At 51.4% G+C, this 20,774-nt stretch carries 17 protein-coding genes and 1 other RNA gene; 16 read left to right on the top strand and 2 right to left on the bottom strand.

Going from position 1 to position 20,774, the window contains the following annotated elements; translation table 11 throughout:
* Positions 1–71 precede the first annotated feature (71 nt).
* Together JTE88_RS06220 and JTE88_RS06215 are read left to right on the top strand one after the other, a co-directional pair.
* A complete protein-coding gene (locus JTE88_RS06220; protein WP_204423640.1) occupies positions 72–3,218 on the top strand; it encodes an ATP-dependent DNA helicase in 3,147 nt (1,048 codons plus the stop codon).
* Positions 3,215–6,772, top strand: coding sequence for a UvrD-helicase domain-containing protein (locus JTE88_RS06215; protein WP_204423639.1), 3,558 nt, complete (start codon positions 3,215–3,217; stop codon positions 6,770–6,772). The genes JTE88_RS06220 and JTE88_RS06215 overlap by 4 nt, the downstream gene beginning before the upstream one ends.
* A gap of 4 nt (positions 6,773–6,776) precedes the next feature.
* Here the strand turns inward: JTE88_RS06215 and JTE88_RS06210 are convergent, their stop codons facing one another.
* Positions 6,777–7,790, bottom strand: coding sequence for a phosphotransferase (locus JTE88_RS06210; RefSeq protein ID WP_204423637.1), 1,014 nt, complete (start codon positions 7,788–7,790; stop codon positions 6,777–6,779).
* Positions 7,791–8,000: 210 nt separating this feature from the next.
* Here JTE88_RS06210 and JTE88_RS06205 point away from each other — a divergent pair, with 210 nt between their 5' ends.
* The 14 genes from JTE88_RS06205 (at position 8,001) to ssrA (ending at position 18,695) form a co-directional block, all read left to right on the top strand.
* Complete coding sequence (locus JTE88_RS06205) at positions 8,001–9,245, top strand: TadA family conjugal transfer-associated ATPase (RefSeq protein ID WP_204423636.1); 1,245 nt, start codon at positions 8,001–8,003, stop codon at positions 9,243–9,245.
* Entirely contained in the window at positions 9,233–10,078 is an 846-nt protein-coding gene (locus JTE88_RS06200) for a type II secretion system F family protein (protein WP_204423634.1), read from the top strand. Before JTE88_RS06205 ends, JTE88_RS06200 begins: the two co-directional genes overlap by 13 nt.
* The gene (locus JTE88_RS06195) at positions 10,075–10,947 is read left to right on the top strand and encodes a type II secretion system F family protein (protein WP_204423631.1); all 873 of its coding nucleotides are present in this window, start codon (positions 10,075–10,077) and stop codon (positions 10,945–10,947) included. The genes JTE88_RS06200 and JTE88_RS06195 overlap by 4 nt, the downstream gene beginning before the upstream one ends.
* A 65-nt stretch (positions 10,948–11,012) precedes the next feature.
* Complete coding sequence (locus JTE88_RS06190) at positions 11,013–11,198, top strand: hypothetical protein (RefSeq protein ID WP_204425800.1); 186 nt, start codon at positions 11,013–11,015, stop codon at positions 11,196–11,198.
* Positions 11,195–11,557, top strand: coding sequence for a pilus assembly protein (locus tag JTE88_RS06185; RefSeq protein WP_204423629.1), 363 nt, complete (start codon positions 11,195–11,197; stop codon positions 11,555–11,557). The genes JTE88_RS06190 and JTE88_RS06185 overlap by 4 nt, the downstream gene beginning before the upstream one ends.
* Positions 11,541–11,978 carry a TadE/TadG family type IV pilus assembly protein gene (locus JTE88_RS06180; RefSeq protein ID WP_204423628.1) on the top strand — a complete coding sequence of 146 codons (438 nt, stop codon included), beginning with the start codon at positions 11,541–11,543 and terminating at the stop codon, positions 11,976–11,978. Before JTE88_RS06185 ends, JTE88_RS06180 begins: the two co-directional genes overlap by 17 nt.
* The gene (locus tag JTE88_RS06175; protein WP_204423626.1) at positions 11,975–12,424 is read left to right on the top strand and encodes a hypothetical protein; all 450 of its coding nucleotides are present in this window, start codon (positions 11,975–11,977) and stop codon (positions 12,422–12,424) included. Before JTE88_RS06180 ends, JTE88_RS06175 begins: the two co-directional genes overlap by 4 nt.
* A 15-nt stretch (positions 12,425–12,439) precedes the next feature.
* Positions 12,440–13,573: a peptide chain release factor 2 gene (prfB, locus tag JTE88_RS06170; protein ID WP_204423624.1), complete on the top strand. Its 1,134-nt coding sequence runs from the start codon at positions 12,440–12,442 to the stop codon at positions 13,571–13,573.
* A 211-nt stretch (positions 13,574–13,784) separates the two neighbouring features.
* Positions 13,785–14,474, top strand: coding sequence for a cell division ATP-binding protein FtsE (gene ftsE, locus JTE88_RS06165; protein ID WP_204423622.1), 690 nt, complete (start codon positions 13,785–13,787; stop codon positions 14,472–14,474).
* On the top strand, positions 14,474–15,388 hold the full coding sequence (gene ftsX, locus JTE88_RS06160; protein ID WP_204423621.1) for a permease-like cell division protein FtsX: 915 nt from the start codon (positions 14,474–14,476) through the stop codon (positions 15,386–15,388). Before ftsE ends, ftsX begins: the two co-directional genes overlap by 1 nt.
* A gap of 2 nt (positions 15,389–15,390) precedes the next feature.
* Complete coding sequence (locus tag JTE88_RS06155; protein WP_204423619.1) at positions 15,391–16,698, top strand: peptidoglycan DD-metalloendopeptidase family protein; 1,308 nt, start codon at positions 15,391–15,393, stop codon at positions 16,696–16,698.
* Positions 16,699–16,715: 17 nt separating this feature from the next.
* Complete coding sequence (gene smpB, locus JTE88_RS06150; RefSeq protein WP_204423618.1) at positions 16,716–17,258, top strand: SsrA-binding protein SmpB; 543 nt, start codon at positions 16,716–16,718, stop codon at positions 17,256–17,258.
* A 173-nt stretch (positions 17,259–17,431) separates the two neighbouring features.
* Positions 17,432–18,193 carry an HAD-IIA family hydrolase gene (locus tag JTE88_RS06145; protein WP_204423615.1) on the top strand — a complete coding sequence of 254 codons (762 nt, stop codon included), beginning with the start codon at positions 17,432–17,434 and terminating at the stop codon, positions 18,191–18,193.
* 122 nt (positions 18,194–18,315) lie between these two features.
* Positions 18,316–18,695, top strand: a transfer-messenger RNA (tmRNA) gene (gene ssrA / locus JTE88_RS06140).
* 719 nt (positions 18,696–19,414) lie between these two features.
* On the opposite strand, the gene JTE88_RS06135 is transcribed toward ssrA, so the two are convergent.
* Positions 19,415–20,365 (bottom strand): Abi family protein, encoded by a 951-nt coding sequence (locus JTE88_RS06135; protein WP_204423614.1) that lies wholly within the window; start codon positions 20,363–20,365, stop codon positions 19,415–19,417.
* Positions 20,366–20,774 lie beyond the last annotated feature (409 nt).

Raw genomic sequence — 20,774 nt, 5'->3', positions numbered from 1 at the left:
AAAATGTGTCGGAGGTCGGATATAACATTAAGGGAGGTAAGGCAGACAGGCACTAGGTTGAGGACCATAGCATGAGAGAAAAACTCGTTGATGCGTCGCACGAGGCAGTCGTGAGTGCATGTGAAGAAATTGCTCGCGCACGTGCGGTCGGCAAAGCGATTTCTGTTGTTGGTGCTTCAAGCACCGGAAAAACAACGGTGCTTCGGCAGTGTCTGCAAACAATTATTGACCTTGATCAACACGCGCGCATTGCAGTGCTTTCGCCTGATCGCCGTGCAGCTAATGAAATGCGCAATGAAATTGTGGGCGAGCTTAGGGTGCTCAGCGAGAATGTGCGTGTGCGGTCTATCGCCGCATTCGCATTCGCCATCGTTTCGTTGTACGCCCAAGCTACGGGGAGAAAAGAGCCAGAACTGCTCTCGGGCCCAGATCAAGATGCGCTGCTCAAAGAGCTGTTTGATATCGCAACCACTTTTTATCCGCACGCGAACGAGATCGGTTCAGTTGATCGCGATGTTGCCCATATGGAAGCTTTCCGGCAAGAATATCGAGATTTGCTCACGCGAGCGGCCGAACTAGGTATTACGTCAGATACGTTGCGAAATCTGGGTGAAAAAGAGGGAAATCCATCGTGGGTTATCGGGGCAGATCTTCTAGATGAATATGAGAAAGCGCTGGCAGTCCAAGCTGGTACTGGCTATGGCCAGCCTGATCGCACCGATCATGCTCGTATAGTTAACCAAGCTGTTGCGTTTTTGCAACAATGGAATTCTCCAACAACGGTCGAACCACGAGTGGCTTGCCCACAGTGGGATTGGATTTTAGTTGACGATATTTCCAACTGCACGTTAGCACTGCGCTCCTTGCTTAAAGTACTCCAAGATCACGGGTCCAATATCGTCGTCTTCGGTGATCCGGATACTGGTGTGCAAAGCTTCCGTGGCGGTATTGCGAATCTTCAGTCATTGTTATCGCGGCCGCTTCATGATGGCGGTTTAGCAGCGCATACCTATGTGTTGACTCACCGGTATCGTGGGGGAGGGCCTGCTGCGAATATTATTTCCACTATCGAATCAGGAATTCATGTTGCCGGATCAGCGCAGGGACGCAAAGCAGACTATCAATATGCCAAACCGCTAGCGATCAGTGCACATGTGCTGCTCAGCGAACACGATGAGACCGCATACTTGGCAAGTCGAATTCGCCGCCTGCATATGGAACAAAAAATCGGCTATGAACAAATAGCAGTGATCACCCGTTCACGCGCAGGGCATCAAAGTCTACGGCAAGCCTTGCTTGACAGAGGAGTGCCGGTTCAACCGTTGGCTGCAGTGATGCCGCTGAGATTCCAGCCGGCAGTGGCGAATGTTTTGTTGACGATGAGAATCGCTGCTGGGCTCATCGAACCGGATGAACTTGCCGAGAATATCCGTCGGCTTTTAACCGGTCCGTTATTTGATATGACCAGCCTCGATATGGCGTCGATAATCAAGCGTTTGCACGGGTGGGAGCTGTTGCGCGGGGGAAAGACGGTCGGCGAGCAACTCCTACTTTCGGTTCTCGATCTTGATCCCCAGTCGCCGGGGGCTAAAATCGGTGAGCTCGCTAAAGTACGGAAGGTTATCGCCGCGGTACGTGATGCAATCGAGACAAATCCCTTGGCAGAACACGTATTGTGGGAAACTTGGGAAAAGATTGGGATAGCTGAGCAATGGCAAGAAAAAGCTCTTGAAGGTGGCGAAGAAGCTGATCAGGCAGACCGCGATCTCGATGCTATCATCCAGCTCTTTCGTATCGCCCAACGGCTATCTGATCGAGATCCGCACAGTGCCCACATCACCGATTTATTGCGGGTTCTTGAAGAACAAGAAGTTCCTGAAGATTCGATTGCACGCACTTCTGTTAACAACACGGGAATCGTTCTCACTTCTCCTGCCGGAGCGCTGGGGCAAACCTGGGATCGAGTCTTTATCTCTTCGCTCAACGAAGGAGTATGGCCAAACCTGCAACTGCGTAACCCATTAACTAAAGTCCCCGAACTTGTTTCAATCGTTGTGGGTAGTGAGCTTGCCGGTACTGATGTTCCGGGGGAACAACGTATGAGCGATGTTATCGACGACGAACTTCGAATGTTGCTTTTTAGCGTTCTGCGTGCCGAAAACGGGGTAGAAATAACCTGCGTCAACTCAGAAGACACATTGCCGTCACGGTTTATGCATTGGTTGTTCCCTGAAGAATCACAGCTGTTAACTGAACACCATCAGGAATCGCTCACGATCGATCTGCCAACATTTATCGGCCAGTTGCGCCGAGCCCAGCAGGGGAATAACCCCGAACTGGCCGAGCTAGCTACTAGCTATCTTGAGCAGGTGAGCAACGCAAACCTTGCGGGTATGGCTGAAAAGATGTGGGCGGATTCGATTGATTACAGTGACGGCGATCTACCAGAGGGCCCCGTTAGAGTCTCGCCATCTGTTGTTGAAAAGATGCTTACGTGTCCATTGCGTGGGGTTTTTGATTCTGTGCACGGCCAAGCATTAGGGGATACCGCACTTGCTGATCTCGGAACTCTTATCCACCAGATTGCAGAAGAAACACGCGAGCCGGATATGGAACAAATGAATCAACGTCTCGATGAGCTATGGGAAGCTAGTGATTTTGGTTCTGGTATCGCAGCTCAACAACTCTACTATCGAGCGAAGCAAATGGTTGAAAAACTATATCGCTACCTCCAAGACTATCCGGCCGAAGCCGAGCACGAACTATATGCTCGCGTTGAGCGCGATAATGTGATCATTTCTGGAAAAATCGATCGCCTAGAACACGTCACCATGCGACCGGATGAAGTGCGGGTTGTTGATTTCAAAACTGGAAAAGGCAGCCCAGCAAAGTCAGAAAGCGAAACTGTTCCGCAGCTCTTGATTTACCAGTGGTTGATTGAACAAGGCGGTTTGAATAATCAATCGGCTAACGAGCCGATGCCTACCACCAGTCTTGGAGCACAACTTGTGCACATCGGTACCGATTCGAAGAAGTATTCATTGACCGAACAAAGCCCGCTGGATGATAAGCGTAGAGAACTAGCTGGAAATATGATCGATACGGTTGCGGAGATTCAGCGCTCTGCTTCGGTGCCAGCAATTGTTAACGTCGGATGCCGAACGTGTTCATATCGATCCTTGTGCCCGGCGGTTGAAGGGAAACGGATTTTCTCATGATAACCTATGAAGAATTTGTTGCTGCAGAAAAATTCCCACCCACTGCGGAACAACGTGCAGTTATTACCTCCGAGCATCGAGCAACGCTTGTTATTGCTGGTGCTGGATCAGGAAAAACAGCGACGATGGCGAACCGAATTGCGTGGATGCTGGCCTCGAAAGTGGCCCAGCCACAGGAAATTCTGGGGCTAACGTTTACTCGGAAAGCCGCAGGTGAATTAGCTGAACGGGTGACGAAGAAGATCCGTGAGGTCTCCAAGCGTGGGCTGATCTCCTTCGATGGTGATGTAGTTTCCGATGATGAATGGGAAAGGATTCCTGAAAACCAGACGGCTTCGATGGTACAAGCAAAACTCCACCGGCCTACGATTACAACATATAATTCCTTCGCCTCGCAGATCGCCACATCATACGCCATGCTCATTGGGGAAAATCCTGACTCTCGGTTGATGAATGAAGCCGAACGTTATCAGCTGATGTACGAAATCGTCGAAAATAGTCAGTTGCGCGAGGCTTTGGTAGATACATCACTAGATACCATTACTCGCAATGCGTTGAGTCTAGCTGCTGGGATAATCGATAACGACGTGAGCATTGAATACATTCGCAAGTTCTTGATGGAAGAAGTAGACGCAGTTAATTCGATCCTGCAGCCGCGGATGACTGCGAAGACAACACCAGACAAAGGATCTGTCGAACGTGCGCTCTACGATCGCGCTGTGAAGAGTTTCCAGCGCAAAAAAGTCGGAGAAAATCTCCATGGTCGGCTTGCCCTTGTGGAATATGTTGAGCAGTATTTCGTGGCTAAGAAAGAACGGTCCTTGATTGAATTCGCCGATCAGGTTTCGTGGGCAACGCGCATTCTTGAAACAGTTCCAGAGGTGCGCACATCAGTGCAGGAAGCCTTCCCAGTTGTCCTACTTGATGAGTTCCAAGATACTTCAGTCAACCAGGCGCGGTTTTTGAAAGTAGCGTTTAGTGATGCGCGATCAGTGACGGCTGTGGGAGACCCGAACCAGGCAATTTACGGTTGGCGCGGCGCCTCAGCCAATGCCTTCGCTGATTTCATTGATGACTACCAGGTCACTGCCCAAGCCCGGCTGTCGCTTTCACAAGCATTTCGTAACGCGACGTCGATTCTTGATGCAGCCAACCAACTCACCAACGGGAAACTCTCCTATGGGGAACTTCAAATCAAAAAGCTACGTCCGGCACCTGCAGCACCCGCCGGTGAAGTAATTCGCATCCATCGCCATTACGCACAGGACACATATCATGCTTTGGCTATGCGATTAGCTGACGAACTCCGCAACTCGCACGAGCAGAAAGTTCCTAGTATTGCTGTATTGGTGCGCAACCACAGTTTTGAAAAATCAGTAATCAAAGCACTTGATGATGTTGGTGTGCCCTACGAGGTCATTGGTGGCCAATCGCTGATTATCCGCCCAGAAATTCGCGCAGTTCGAGCTTTGCTTGCGATTGCTGACAATCCACAGCGCAACGATCAGCTTCTGTATTTATTGAACTTCTTTGGCCTGGGATTGAATGACCTGCGGCACTTTTCGGCAGTTGCCGAAGATGTCGCGCGTGCAGAACAATCTCGCTTGTGGCGCGAGCTGAGGCAGAGCGCGGAAGAAGAAAAAGTAGAAGAACTCAAACAAGCCTCGAAACGTCCAGCTGTGAGCATAGTGCAGGCATTGCTCAGCCATGACGATTTCAGTAAGCTCAGCCTGAGCGGGCAAGAACGGATACAGTACATTGCCCGGCTGGTACATCAAGTCCAAGAACAGCGCCACAAGCCACTGAGCGTCGTGGTCTCGACTGCGATCGATGCTCTAGACCTCTATGTATACGCCACCACCCGGTCTAAGGGCGGCGCCGCATTGAAGGCTGCGTTGACTGGTTTCATCAAGCTAGCTGGAACCTATCACGGCCAAGAACCTTCGGCACGACTGTCTAGTTTCTTGAGCTGGATCGATGCGATGGAAGTCCACGAACATGCAGGTGAAATTACCCCGGCATCCGATCTTTCATTGAGCGAAGAAGTAACACCGCAGTCCGGTATCGTGCAAGTCCTTACAGTCAACGCTGCTAAAGGACTGGAGTGGGATATCGTGGCGGTTCCTGAACTCGTAGAAAAGCGTTTCGATTACATCAAACGGCGCTATCCGCTTTGGCATAAAAACAACGATGTCTTTCCAACGTCGTTGCGTGCCGACGCACACCATGTGCCTATTTTCTCGGCACAAGACTACCTCGACGGTGAAGACTTACAGTTCCGTAAATGTGAAGCGTTAATTGAATACGCAAAATACGAAAAAGCAGTAAAAGCGCAGTCGGGTGACGAAGAACGCCGTCTGGCCTATGTTGCTCTGACCCGTCCGCGTCGTCTGTTGCTCTTGCTTACCTATGATTTCCTTGACGAAGAAGCAGCTGGAAAGGAATACCGTAGTGCGTTGGCAAGCCAAGAGGGCGAAGGTGAAGAAGATTCTGGCACCAGCAAATGCAATGAACAAACCCACACGTTACTAGATAATGGCAGGCGTCAATCGGACGCAGACACAGATGCGGTACCGGCACCATTGTACTTCTCGAACGTTTTCATCGAAGATCTTGAAGGAAAGCTAACACCGGACCGCGGATATGAAGAACCATTTACAGACCAAGCTTCAGTTATCGCTTGGGGAGAAAAGCACAACCTCCCAGCTGAAGAACCAAAAATCGGTGATTCAGTGGTTAGCTCGTCCGGTATTTCCTGGCCCACAAGCGTTGACCGGGAAGTCGAACCATACTCGGGCGGTACTCCGATAGGCACAGTCGACATAGCGAAAATTAAAGCAGTATGGCAAGAGACATACAACCGGTTAGTAGAAGAAAATTCGCGCCAGAACGATCAACAACAAGGTGTCCAGCGTGAATATCTCACCGCCTCGGACATCGTTTCATTGATGAGTGATGCGCAAGAGTTCTATCGGGATCAGCGTCGCCCAATTCCACGACGGGTCTCCCAAGCGTCTCGGATCGGAACCAGCGTACACCAAGCAATCGCAGAGCATTTCGATTCCGTCCTAACGCTCGATATTGATTCAGTCCTCAGCCCGGAGGAAATGCCAATAGACCAAGATGTATTTAAGGACGACGAAACTGTGCGGCAATATCTTCACCGGTTTGAAACTTCACGGTTTGCAAACGTTCCGCATATTGCTATCGAGCAAGCTTTGGAAATTCAGTTAGCTGGCTATCCGGTGCGTTGCGTGATTGACGCAGTGCTCGACACGTCGAATATTCCAGGAGCAAAACCAGTAACGATTGTGGATTGGAAAACCGGAAAACAACCTTCGCAAGAACAACTCCACGCCCGTGAACTTCAGCTTGGGCTTTACCGCCTGGCATGGTCACAAGCTCACAACATCGAACTAGCCGATATCGATGCGTGCTTTTACTATCTAGGTGAAGCAGATCCTGCTCGCCGCGAAGTCCATGCCGGTCAGCTCAGTGAAGAACAGATAACGCAAGCGATTAAACAATCGTTGGAATCTGTGCAAACAAACTGAGCCTTCACTCAGCTGAGGGGGCAGAGGAGAAGGTGAGATCGTCGGCGACTTCTGGAACGAATCCATCCTCGAGGGAATCAACGTTCCATACCGGGCCGGGAGCTAAATCGGGATCTGATGCGACATCTTGTGCAAGTTCGTCAAGCATTCCTTCTGCTTCGCGCACGATAGCCGGATCTTGATTACGGATACCGAACATCATCCAGCGAGCCAAAGCAATCTCGGAGAGCAATACAATACGAGTAAAGAAATATTCGTCAATACTGCTATTCAACGAGTTTCGGTACGATTCAACAATCGCGTCGAACAGGGATTCGTCTAGCCCGGACATCAAGGAAGCGAAATCTTGTGCCGGATCACCCACGTGTGCTTCACCAAATCCGAGCACGCAACTCACATGGCCTTCGGACCACAAAATATTATCTGAAGCGATATCGCCATGAACCACAGCTGGTGTAAAGTGCCACAGCTGTGAATTTTCAATAGCGTTCTCCCAACGTCGCAACAACACAGCCGGAATGTTACCTGCCGCATTCGCATCGTGAAGCTCGGTAAGAAGACGTTTACGAACCATATCCGCATCGTAGCCTGGCATGCCGGCGTCGGTAATCGTGGTCGGCTCCAGCTGATGAATAGTGGCTAACGTTCTGCCTAGTTCATGAGCCTGGTCGGTCGATAGATCATCAAAATCAATTGACTTGCCCAATGGGCGAGGATAGACAATCGCGCGGCCGGTTTCCATCGGAGCAAACCCAGCTGGTCGCATGATATCGAAAGGGAGTTGACCGTGGCGTAGACGTTCCATTAAGACCGGGGCTAACCCGGCCTCCGCCTCAATCGCGGTGGAAGCGTGCGTGTTGAGCGGAACCTTAACTATCCAATGTTTACCACGTGAGTCAAGCACACCGCCATACATATAGTCCGGGGAGGATGAGTATGGCCCGCGGATTGATACGGCATTGAGCCCGTCAATAGCAACAACGGCGAGGGCAGCTAAATGATATGGCGACATCTTCATGTCTTTACGGTATCTATTTTTTTCTCGGTATGGCTGCCCACACGCCCCTTACCACAAATTCTCCTGCATCAAACTAAATTTTCCACAGCTGTGGAAAGCTTTCGACGCGTATTTTCGGATGCCCGATATGCTGGTTACATCAACCGGATCCGAATCAACACTGTGTTGAACTTTCGCGGATCTCAACACACCAGATTTTGGAGTCTACAGATGAAAATCACGCAACCGCAGAAGTGGTTAGAAGAACGTGTGCGTGATCTTGTTCGTTCATCGGGGTTAGATCCACAAATAGACAGCGTAGGTTTAGAACAACTCATCGATACTGCGCTGAGTGAATACGAGGCACTGACGGTGACCGGGCAGGCCCTCGCGCTCGAGAACAGCGCAGAAATTGTGCAAGGCATCCGCCACAACGTCGGCGGCTTTGGCCCAATCCAGCCGTTAATCGACGATCCAGAAATCGAAGAAATCTGGATTAATGAACCCGGGAAAGTATTTGTCGCACGCGGTGGCCGCAGTGAATTGACGACGGTGATGCTCAACGACCAACAGGTGCGCGACCTCGTCGAACGAATGCTGCGGGCTTCTGGGCGCCGCCTCGATCTATCTAGCCCATTCGTGGACGCCGCGCTCCACACCGGTGAGCGCCTCCATGTGGCGATTCCTGATATTACGCGCCGCCACTGGTCGGTTAATATCCGCAAATATATTGTGCGTCCACGCCGATTAACTGATCTTGCACAACAGGGAGTATTGAGCACGGCTACAGCACGATTCTTAGATGCGGCAGTCGATTCGGGCCTCAACATTGTGGTTTCAGGAGCAACGCAGGCTGGTAAAACAACGTTTTTGGGCGCATTGCTCGGGGCGGTGCCCGCCGGGGAGCGCATTATCACTGCTGAAGAGGTTTTCGAACTGAACTTGTCGCATCGTGACGTAGTGGCGATGCAGACCCGTCCATCAAATCTCGAAGAACGTGGCGAGATCACCTTGCGCCGCCTGGTCAAAGAAGCCTTGCGTATGCGCCCGGAGCGTATCGTGATCGGGGAGGTTCGCCAAGCTGAGGCGTTCGACATGTTGATTGCTTTCAATTCAGGCATTCCTGGGGCATGTACCTTGCACGCCAATTCTGCACGCGAAGCGGTCAGTAAGTTATGTGCGTTACCGTTGCTCGCTGGCGATAACGTGACGGCCGGGTTTGTCGTCCCAACCGTGGCGCGGTCTATCGACGTCATAGTTCATCTGCATCGTGACCGGCTGGGACGACGCCGAGTACGCGAGGTCATGGGCGTCACTGGGCGCGTTGAAGGCGACGTTGTCGAAACTATTCCGATTTTTACCGACGACGGCGATGGCTTGCGGCAACGTACAACAGATGTTCCGGCACGTGAGCGCTTCGAGCAGGCCGGATACGATATTGCACACTTGTTTGGAGAGACGTCATGGGATTTCTAGCAGGTGCAGTTGTGGGACTCGGTGTGCTGCTTATTCACCGGGCATGGGGTAATCCGAAACCGGTGAAGATTCCGGGCGAGTTTTATCCGCTGGTTGGTTCGGCGTTGGCTGGCACACTAGTTGGGCTGGCAGTGACCGGATCGAGCGTGGTGGCGGTGTGCGGAGCTGTGCTGGGCGGGGCCATCCATTACGTCTTACGCCAGGCGCATACCAAACGCCAGCTTCGTGCCCAGCATGAAGCCTGGCCCGATGTTCTCGATGACGTTGTGGCCTCGCTACGTGCCGGGTTGTCAGTTTCGCAGTCGTTGGCGAAAGTGGGCGAGCGCGGGCCGGAAATGATGCGTGGACCATTCGCGCGCTGTGCGCAAGCAACGCGTGCTCACGGCAGGGTAGATCTCGCTTTAGATCAGCTCAAAGAGGAGTTTAACGACGCGTTAGCTGACCGGGTATTGGAAGCGATGCGAGTTTCGCATGAGCTTGGTGGCCGGGATTTGGCTGGTATGCTTTCGCGTCTAGCGAGCGTGGTACGAGAAGATAACCGCGCTCGCGGCGAGTTGTTGGCTCGCCAGTCGTGGACAGTCAATGGCGCTCGCATGGCGGCGGCTGCGCCATGGGCGCTGCTGGCAATGTTCGCGACTCGGCCGGGAACTATCGAGGCATTTTCGAGTCCGGGTGGGGCATTGGTGCTCTCTTTTGGCGCGGTGGTGACCGTGATTGCCTATGCGCTGATGATCAAATTGGGTGAGCTGACCCCCGATAGTCGTATTTTTACGCGTACTCGCCGGACTGTGAGCGCGGGTACGCGCCCTGCAACGGAGGTGGGTTCTCAATGATAGCGAGCATGATTGGTGCGCTTATCGCGTGCGGGATAGGCCTAGTTACCTTCGGGTTTTTCACTCCGCGTAAGCCGCTGCCGGCCCGGATTGTGGCTCACGTAGCTACCCGCGAACATCGTCCACAAAAATCGCAACTCGTCACGAAAGCAGTTGCATTGGTGATGAATGTGATTGAAAGCTTGGGATCGACCCGGTCCTCGGTTGCTAGACGGTTAGCGATTGTGGGCAAGAAAAGTGTTGAGGATTTCCGCTTGGCGCAATTACAGTGGGCTGGCGGTGGCTTGATAGCTGGCGGACTGTTCGGGGTTGCCTTGGTGGCGCGCGGTTATCCGCCGCTATCGGTTGTGGTGGTTGCGGTTTCAGGCGCATTGGCTGGCGCTTTATGGCTCGATTCGCGGTTGACGACGACGGCGAAACAGACCTCGCTTCTCTACACTCGCCAACTTCCAGACGTCGTTGAATTGATTGCGCTCGCGGTGAGTTCGGGTGAACCGGTTCGTCCGGCTATTGAGCGCGTGGTTCGGCTAGGCGAAGGTCCACTGATTGATCAGTTTGCGACGACATTAGCTCACGTTCATGCCGGTGTTTCTCTCACTCAGGCTTTGGGCGATCTAGCTATCCGCACGGATAACCGAAATATCGCGCGGTTTACTGATTCGCTCATCAGTGCTATGGAACAAGGCGGTGGTTTGGCGCAGACGTTACACAATCAGGCACGTGACGCGCGCGATGCGGCGCGGCGTGATCTTCTCGAAGCTGGTGGCAAGGCCGAGATTTCGATGATGCTCCCGGTGGTCTTTTTAATTCTTCCCATCACAGTATTGTTCACTATTTTCCCGGCACTTCAACAGTTAAGTTTTCAGTAATTTCCGCTATGAAAGGTATATAAATGAAAGAACTACAAGCTTCGATGCGACGGAAGTTTAACGCCATGGCTAATTTACGTTTGGCGCTCGTTCCTAAAGGTAAGTCTGGAGTCGAGCGCGGTGACGTACCAGGTTGGGTGATGATCACGTTAATGACGGCGGCTCTGGTTGTGCTGTTGTGGACCACCGTGGGCCCGGCGCTGACCTCATTGTTCGAAGACGCGATCAGCCGGGTTACGAATATCTCGTGAGTAAGCCTCGTCTCGAACGCGGCAATGCTGTGGTGGGCTTTACCGCCACGGTGGGGTTGCTGTTGATCGTTACCGTGACGGTGATGAGTATCGGGCTGACGTGGTTTGCTCGCGAAGTCATGAACGATTCGGTCGCGTTAGGCGCACGGATAGCCGGCCTGTCTGGTAGCAATGAGTCGATTGCACGCCAGCGCACCCAAGAGCTGATTACCCAGACCTTGCCACAAGATTTTGCGCACGACGTCGAGGTTTCGTACGGGACGACGTGGGTGGAGGTTTCAGCTTCTGCACCGGCACCGGTTCTCGGATTGCTTCTCCCAGTCACGATTGAGGTGAGTGCGCGTGCGCCGATTGAATAATGCGGGAGTGGAGACCAGAAGTGCGGTTACCGAAACCGGGAACGCAGTGGTCGAATTCGTTGGGATTATGGTGGTGATCATTGCACCCGCCTTGCTGTTATTGGTATCTCTGGGTACCGTTTTGGGTGCTCAGTTCGGCGTCCAGGCAGCAGCGCGAGACGCGGCACGTGAAGTCGTACGTGCAGACGTCTCGGACACCCAGGCATACGCTGCTGATATTGCTCGCCAGATTTGGAGCGAACGCGGTCATACTGAGCCCCTCGACGTCGGAGTGTCTTGTACACTCATGCCGTGTTCGATGCCAGGTAATGACGTGTCAGTGATGGTTTCGACGTTGATCCAGCTGCCAGTTTCCGGGATAACAGTGCCGGTATCGGCAACGCATACGATGCCAGTGGATCGCTTTCGGGTTCAGCCATGAGAAGAGATCGAAACCGCAAAGCACAAAACCGCAGGGAAGCGGGAAACCTGCTGATTCTTGGGTTAGGGATCTGGGTATTTGTGATCGCGCTGGTGTTGGTAATCGGAGCTGGCGTGAATTTACATAATCACCACAAGGATCTACTAGCCCACGCCGATGCGTATGCGTTGTCCACAGCACAACAGATTTCTGATGCACAATATTATGGAACTGGCCGGGTAGCCTATGATGCTCAGGCGCTAGCGATGTCAACATACGAAATGATTCGCCCGCAGTCTGCGGACGATCGCGTGAAAATGATCGACGTGGTGGACACCAATGTTGTTGTGGTTGAGCTGTGCCGGAGAGTGGATATTACGCTGCTTCCGGCGTTCGGTAACTTTGTGAAAAGCGTAGAAATGTGTGCAACCTCGTCTGCGCGATTAGAGATTGCACCCGGTGAATAGCGTAGACTGGGATGCGTGGCAACTGATTATTTAGCTGAAATTGAAGAACTCCGCCAATCGTATTCGCAGATTGAGGCGGTTACTGACGTAGCTGCGCTCGAAGCGCAGATCGCTGATTTGACCGAGAAATCGGGCGCGCCAGATCTATGGGACAACCCCGAAGAAGCACAGGCAGTGACGTCGAAGCTTTCGCATGCTCAATCTGAGATTGAACGTGTAGCTAAGATGGGGCAGCGTATTGCTGATCTAGGCACGCTCTACCAGATGGCAGTCGAAGAGGCAGAAACAGATCCAGAAATGGGCGCCGAGCTTCTTTCAGAAGTTGATGGCGAACTTGAACGTGTCCGTGCTGACCTATCCGAACTCGAAATTAAGACTCTCCTTTCCGGTGAGTATGATGAGCGTGACGCGGTTGTTACGATCCGTTCCGGTGCTGGTGGTGTTGATGCTGCTGATTGGGCACAAATGTTGCAGCGCATGTACTTGCGTTGGGCAGAACGCCGCGGATACGCCACGAAAGTTTTGGATACGTCCTACGCTGAAGAAGCCGGAATCAAGTCCACCACTTTCGAAGTCTCGGCACCATATGCATATGGCACGCTCACAGTCGAAGCAGGTACGCATCGCCTGGTACGTATTTCGCCTTTCGATAATCAAGGCCGGCGCCAAACTTCATTTGCTGCTGTGGAAGTAATTCCATTGATCGAAACCACTGATCACATTGATATTCCAGACAACGAATTGAAAGTCGACGTCTTCCGCTCTTCTGGCCCAGGTGGTCAGTCGGTGAACACCACTGACTCGGCTGTTCGTATGACCCACATTCCAACCGGTATCGTCGTGTCGATGCAGGATGAAAAGTCGCAGATTCAAAACCGTGCAGCGGCGTTGCGCGTGTTGCAGTCCCGCTTGCTCTTGCGCCGTCGTGAAGAAGAAGCTGCGATGAAGAAGGAGCTAGCGGGTGATGTCAAGGGCGCCTGGGGTGATCAAATGCGCTCCTACGTTCTCCACCCGTACCAAATGGTTAAAGATTTGCGTACCGGCCACGAAGTCGGAAACGCAGATGCTGTTTTCGACGGCGATATCGATGGCTTTATCGCCGCTGGTATCCGTTGGCGACACGGCCAAATGCACGGCGAAGCTGAATAGATTTCGTTAACTAAACTGGGAGTCGTAGTTCAACTGTGACTCCCAATTTGCTTAAGGAGTGCGGTTGCGTGCTAATTGTCTGACTTCAGGGTAGATGTTGTGAAATAGCTCTTTGCAGGGAACGATGTTTCCCGGCGCGTCGCACTGTTATGCCTCTGCCGGCACACTAGTGTGAGTTAAGAATGTACCCGAAGTAGATTGTGCTTAGTTCATGATTACGTTTGAAAACGTTACGAAAATCTATGCCCGCGGAGCTGCGCCGGCACTAGATCAAGTTAGCCTCAACATTGAACGAGGAGACTTTGTCTTCCTCGTCGGTGCCTCTGGCTCTGGCAAATCGACGATGTTGAGCCTGATCCTCGCCGAAGAGCGCCAAACCTCTGGTCGAGTGCATGTTCTTGGCAAAGACCTCTCGACGGTTTCGTCGCGGCGAGTGCCGTTTTTGCGCCGGAAAATCGGTACGGTTTTCCAGGATTTCCGTCTTTTAACCGACAAGAATGTTTTCGATAACGTCGCCCTAGCAATGAAAGTCATCGGCCGGCCACGCCATGCCATTATGAAGGAAGTTCCGCAAGTGTTGGAACTTGTTGGGCTAGACGGCAAAGAAAAACGTGGAATGCATGAGCTTTCCGGTGGTGAAAAGCAGCGGGTAGCTATCGCACGAGCTATGGTCAACCGCCCCGAGATTCTGTTGGCAGATGAGCCAACCGGAAATCTTGACCACAACACCGCCCTCGGTATTATGCGTCTGCTTGACCGGATTAATCGCCAAGGTACGACTGTTGTTATGGCTACCCACGATCAGGAAATTGTGAACCAACTGCGTAAGCGCGTTGTGGAATTAGTTAGCGGTCAGGTCACTCGAGATCAAGAGCGCGGCCAGTATGGAGGTGCTCGCTGATGCGTATTGGGTTTATTTTCTCTCAAGTCTGGAAGGGTCTGCGGAAGAACACGTCGATGATGGCATCGGTTGTTCTAGTCACCTTCGTGTCCCTTTTGTTTGTTGGAGCAGCTATTTTGTTCCAAGAACAGATCGAGTCCGCCAAGAATGACTGGTATGACAAGGTCGAAGTTTCGGTGTTTATGTGTCCGCCACAGTCAACAAGTGCTGCTTGTGCTGGTGGTGAAGCCAGTGAAGCACAAATTGAAGATCTGCGAGCGTTCCTTGAAGATGGTGAAGTCTCGAAGCATATTGAGCAAATCTACTTCGAAACGAAGGAAGATGCGTATGAGGCCTTCCGTAAGCAACTCGAAGATACTGCTTGGGCTGATACGATCGACGCTGAATTGATGCAGTCTTCCTTCCGGTTGAAGCTCACTGACCCAACAGAAGACGATATTGCTGTGGTGTCCGAAATGCTTTCGGGGCAGCCTGGTGTGGAGTCAGTTGTCGATCAACGTGAACAGTTGAAGCCGTTGTTTAATATGCTCAATAGATTCACTCTTATCGCAACGATCCTCGCAGTGATTATGATTGTTGTTTCGGTGCTTCTTATTCCGGCAACGATTCGACTTTCGGCGATGTTCCGCCGTAACGAAACAGAGATTATGCGTTACGTTGGTGCTTCGAATGCATTTATCCAAGCGCCGTTTATCCTTGAAGGCGTTATTTCTTCACTCATTGGTGCGTTGTTGGCAATTGGCGGCTTGTACGTGGTCGTAGAATTCTTCGTACATCAGTGGTTTGCTGATTCGTGGTTAAAGATTGTTTCTTCACATGATGTTTTGATGCTTGCACCATGGCTACTGCTTGCTGCAATCGCGATTTCCGCACTAGCTTCCTTCCTTGCGCTTCGGCGATACACGAGGGTATAACCATGAGCCTACGACGTCGATCCATCGCCGGTGTTTGTGCGTTGATGGTTGTTGTTGGAGGGCTAACCCTTCCTGCTTCGGCTGATGAACGCGAAGATTTAGTAAATCAGCAAGAACAGAACGCGCAACGCGAGCGCGAAATCAAGTCCACTTTGGAAGGCTTGGATGTTAATCTCCAAGATGCTTTCTTAGAGTTGGAAAAGACACGTTCGCAGATTCCCCGGGCGGAAGCAGACCTTGCGACAGCACAAAATGAGCTAGCGATCGCAGAACGCCAGGCGCAAGCAAATGCTGCGTTGTTGTTCTCTGCGAAAGAAGAGCTGGCAAGTATTTCTGGCGAGCTGTCAACGTCGTCAGCCGCAGCCCTACAAACCAAGCGTAAGCTGGCAGAAATCGCACGAGCTACCTATCGTGGTGAAACGATGCCGAACGCGATCGATCTTGTGCTGGGGTCGGCATCAGCGAAAGAATTTACTGATGCTTATCGAGTTAATGCTGCGTTGACACGTACGCAAAGTGCCGCTTTCACTGAACTTTCGCAATCCGTCGCGCGGTCTAAGAATCGCCAGTCGCGTCAAGAAGCAGTTGAAGATCGGGTTGAAGAACTGAAAGCCGAATCTGATGCACTTGTCGTTGCTCGGGATAACGCGCGTGATGTAGCGCAAACACATAAAGATACGTTGCTCGAATTGGAATCCTCGATTACCGCGCAGACTCAGAGTCTAGAACAGCGCAAGGCCGAATTCGAAGCTTCTTTGGTAGAGGTAGAAAAATCTCAACAGGCTGCAAGCGCACGCATCGCTGCGATCGACGAAGAAAATCGGCGTCGTGAAGCGGAACGTTTAGCGGCGCTCAACGCTGCCCAACAAGCTGCAGCTGCCGCTCAACGTGCGTCGGCAGCTGGTGGTTGGCTCAATCCACCGATCCCTGGACCGCTCGTTGTTACATCGCCATTTGGTATGCGGGTATATCCGCTTGGTAATTATCGGCGTATGCATCAAGGCGTCGATTTGCAATCGGCGTGCGGTGATCCGCAGTATGCGGCTGCAGATGGCGTAGTTGCAAGTACTGAGTTTGATGTAGGCGGTGGAAATATCGTATACGTAAACCATGGAATCCATAATGGTAGCTCGTATGTAACTGCACATATGCACTTGTCTGCGATTAAGGTCGCGCCCGGCCAACGAGTCTCGCAAGGGGACTTGATTGGGTTATCGGGTGCTACTGGTCGAGTTACCGGTTGCCATGTTCACTTCGAAGTGTGGCAGAATGGTACAGCTATCAACCCGATGGGTCTGCCAGGTTTTTAACGAGAAGGAGATAACGCATGGCGAAAAAGAATAGCGCTGCGAAGAACTCCGGGAAACTCACGCAAGCTCAAAAGTCGAAGATGGCTGCGGAAGCTAAACAGGTCATTGCGCGCAATAAGAAAGCTCGTCACGATTACTTCATTGATGACGTATTCGAAGCTGGTTTAGTTTTGTCAGGTACAGAAGTAAAGGCGTTGCGGTTGGGCCGTGCCTCGCTCAGCGAAGCCTGGATTGAAGTTGATCGTTCGGGGGAAGCCTGGGTAGTTGGAATGAATATTCCAGTCTATGCGATGGGTTCGTGGACGAACCATAAACCTACGGCTAAACGTAAACTGCTGCTGCATGCTCATGAACTTCGCGAGCTGGGTGTGAAAGTAAAAGCGAAGGGTACAACGATCGTGCCGCTTGAGCTGTATTTCGTGCGCGGCCGCGCCAAACTTGAAATTGCCTTGGCGCACGGTAAGCAGGAGTGGGATAAGCGCGAGACATTGCGCCGGCGGCAAGATGAACGAGATGCACAGCGCGCGATGAGTGAGGCGCGCCGTAAGCAACGTCGATAAGAAGTCAAGCGTGCATACAGTGTGCAAAATGATGCTCATGTCATCTGTTTTTTAGTATTAGGGTTCGTTTTTGCAAACTCTGTGCACATAGTTAGCCGTGCATTGGCTAGTTTCTGTTCTTTCATAAGCGAAACTTGTATCCTTGGCCGTCTAAACATGGTAAACATAGGTATATGAAGTCATGGCTTATTGATATGGACGGCGTGCTGGTGCACGAAGGTAAAGCGTTGCCGGGTGCAGCTGAGTTTTTGGGACGTTTGCAGGAAAAAGATATCCCGCACTTGATCTTGACAAATAACTCGATTTTCACCGAACGTGATTTAGCAGAACGATTGAAAACCTCTGGACTGGATGTGTCCGAAGATCATATTTGGACGTCGGCTTTGGCTACGGCTGGGTTCTTGGCGAAGCAGTCGGATTCGCGTCGGGCCTACGTAGTGGGTGAAGCTGGTTTGACTACTGCTTTGTATGAGCAGGGTTTTATTATGACCGATTCGAAGCCGGAGTTCGTGGTGCTGGGTGAAACCCGTACATATTCGTTCGATGCGATCACGAAGGCGATTCGTCTTATCCAAGACGGTGCTCGTTTCATTGCAACGAACCCGGATAGTACTGGCCCGTCAGCCGATGGAGATATTCCGGCAACAGGCGCGGTAGCTGCGTTGATTGAAAAAGCGACGGGTCGTTCGCCATTCTTCGTCGGCAAGCCTAATCCGGTGATGTTGCGTAATGGTTTGAATAAGATCGGTGCACATTCGGAGTCGACTGCTATTGTGGGTGACCGCATGGACACGGATGTTCTAGCCGGTGTAGAAACTGGTTTGCAGACTCATTTGGTGCTCACTGGTTCGACGAAGAAGTCAGATATTGAGAAGTTCCCATTCCGTCCAGATTTCGTTCACGATTCGATCGCGAACGTTGTTGAGCTCGTGTGAGCTAGCATCTGAGTTTTTCTGGGTTGACGACGCCGGTGCGGTGCGTTAGTCTGGCTAAACAGTATGTTTCGTGGTTTCGTTCAGTGAAGAGATGGACGGAATCATGAGGTGACAACTGAATAGGGGATGATCGGTTTCGACGGTAGTGATTACCGAAGGGAAGCGGGTAGAGGATGCACAGTTATCTCTTTAACGACCTGTGCGAAAAAATAACTGCCAACAAGCAGAACTCTGATTTCGCCCTCGCCGCCTGAGCGAGCGCATTTAACATGAAATCCGTCAGACTCACGTTGCTTTCGCGTGAGAACTCTGGCGTCGCCTTTGAAAGCCACTGGCACTAGCGGTTCGCTATTAACCGCTAGGCGACTCCCAAGTAGCTAGGTTCGTCAGCAACATGTCTGTTAGAGTGCTGGAGCCGAAAACAACGATGAACAGACTGCACCCGGAGAAGCCTTGGGTTCCTCATTATCGGACGGGAGTTCAATTCTCCCCATCTCCACACAACGGGGTCATGTCGAACTCTCTCACGAGTTCGACATGACCTTCAGCTTTCCGCGATCGTACTGATGCCCTCACATATGGGCGCTGTCCAGAAGGTAATAATAATCGGGACTATGGTGTTCTTGACCTGAATTTTATTGATTGCGAAACTAGGCAATTGTTAACCTGCTACAGGTAAGGGCAATACTAAAATATGTTTGTAGATGCTTATTATGTGTGTTGATTTAGTTGCTCTGTAAAAGTCGGGATCTAAAGTTTCCGAGGCTTCGCCGCTTAATTGGATTTATTTTTCGATAGTCATATCGGTATCTGTGTATTTAGGCTGAATTATGATGGGGATTCTGGTGATCGTTGTAACGCCCTTTGACTGAACCGATGGGTTCAGGTATACGCTCTCTGGGTTTGTCGTAGCCCAGTGTTGTGTGGTTGGCCGTTGTGTTCTTCGCCGGCTGCGTTGAGTAGGCGAAGAATGCTATTTAGCTGGCTGATCCTAGGACATTGTGTTTCATAAGACTGCTGGTGGGTCGGGAATTTTACGAGTGATTGCGTCTTGGATGGTCTAAGGGTCATGGTTGCTAGGCAGGCAGAATATAACAATAAGACGTGTCTTAGGCTCAACGAGTATGTCGATAGTGCTTTTGTTTTCTGCTCCCGATCTGGGCAAAAGAATCTTGCTAAGTGGATGGGGGAGTACGTGTTTTATCGCAAGGAGTTAGGGGCTTAGAGGGTGAATGCTGCTCCATGGGGGATGCCCAAGCTGGTTTGTTGTACTAGCGGGTTTGTAAGGAAGTCGTCTCGTATGAGTGTGGTGACTTTGTTTGGCCAGGTCGTTCCGGGCGAGGCGGTTCGTACAAGGGCAGCCATAATGGTCAAAGCACCGTATATTTTTTCGCTTTGCCCCTCGGGGAGTGCTGCGAATTCCTGTCGTGTCCGTAACGCTTCGGTCGGTGCAGGAGTGAAGGACTTGTTCCATAACCGGGCGTGATGTGCACAAAAATTGCGAACAATAGTTAGTTGTTCTGTCCATCGCACTAGTGGCGATTGTAGTTTCACTTTGCGCTGCTGATTCTTCGTCAGGATACTTAAATCGATGATGATCCCCAGATTCTCAGCTACTTGCTGTTGATATCGGCCTGGTAGTCCTTCGAACAGGCGTGAGATATCGGCGAAATCAAGCACTTCAGCTAACACCCAAAATGGGTACCTGCCCGCATAGTCAGCTTGATAATGTCTGATTGATTCACTCCGCTTACCTACTCGCTGTATACGCTTATTAATTGTGCTCATCCACTGTTGGTGCTTGAATGTAGTACGAAACTGGTTTGGGTCGCTATAAGCTAAAGGATCCGTCTCACACAGGATCTCACCGATGCTGGTTCGCATCGCGATTTCAATACGTTCCATTCCGTCATGGATAAGAGAACGCAGCTTTCTGTCCGCTTCATACAAGGCCACCGCGTCACTAAACCTAGTCCCAGCAACGAATGTGTCTATACGTGTATTGTTGTTAGCCATTTCTCTGGCGGGATACCAATAGGCTGATAGCCGGTAGTAGCTCACATAGGTTAGCCATTGACGTGCAAGGTTGCTGTCGACTTCCATGCCACGAGAGCGCAATAAATCAATGTGTTCATCAATCGTTGCAACTTGTTTCACTGGTTTAATCGACATACCATCTCCACCTTATAAGAGATCCAGCCCACTCTCGACCAAGTGTCGAGGCGGGCTGAACGATTACTCCTAAGCTACCACAAGAATCCCGGAGACTCATAGCGCCCAGTGCGACATCACATACGATCCGAGTGTAACTAGGTTTGTCATCTTTGTTACCTGCTACCTGTTATGCGCATAGGCGGATAACAGATGTTGCGCGATAATTAGAGCGTTAGACCCTCTGTTCTCTTTAGCCTTGACCTGGACTGAAATTCTCAGTCGATAACACGTCCTGATTGGGTAGCATCCAAGGGCTTATCTGAACATTGTTGTTCGCACCAATTGGACTACAAGCTCTGGCGATTGACAAGCGTGCGTGCGCTATAGTGATATCACTTTTGATTCTGCTAAAAGCTAGTTTTGAAGC

Source organism: Arcanobacterium phocisimile, from assembly GCF_016904675.1.
GTDB classification, from domain to species: Bacteria; Actinomycetota; Actinomycetes; order Actinomycetales; family Actinomycetaceae; genus Arcanobacterium; species Arcanobacterium phocisimile.
Note: the sequence above shows the minus strand (reverse complement) of the source record. Positions and strands in the feature narration are given on the sequence as shown.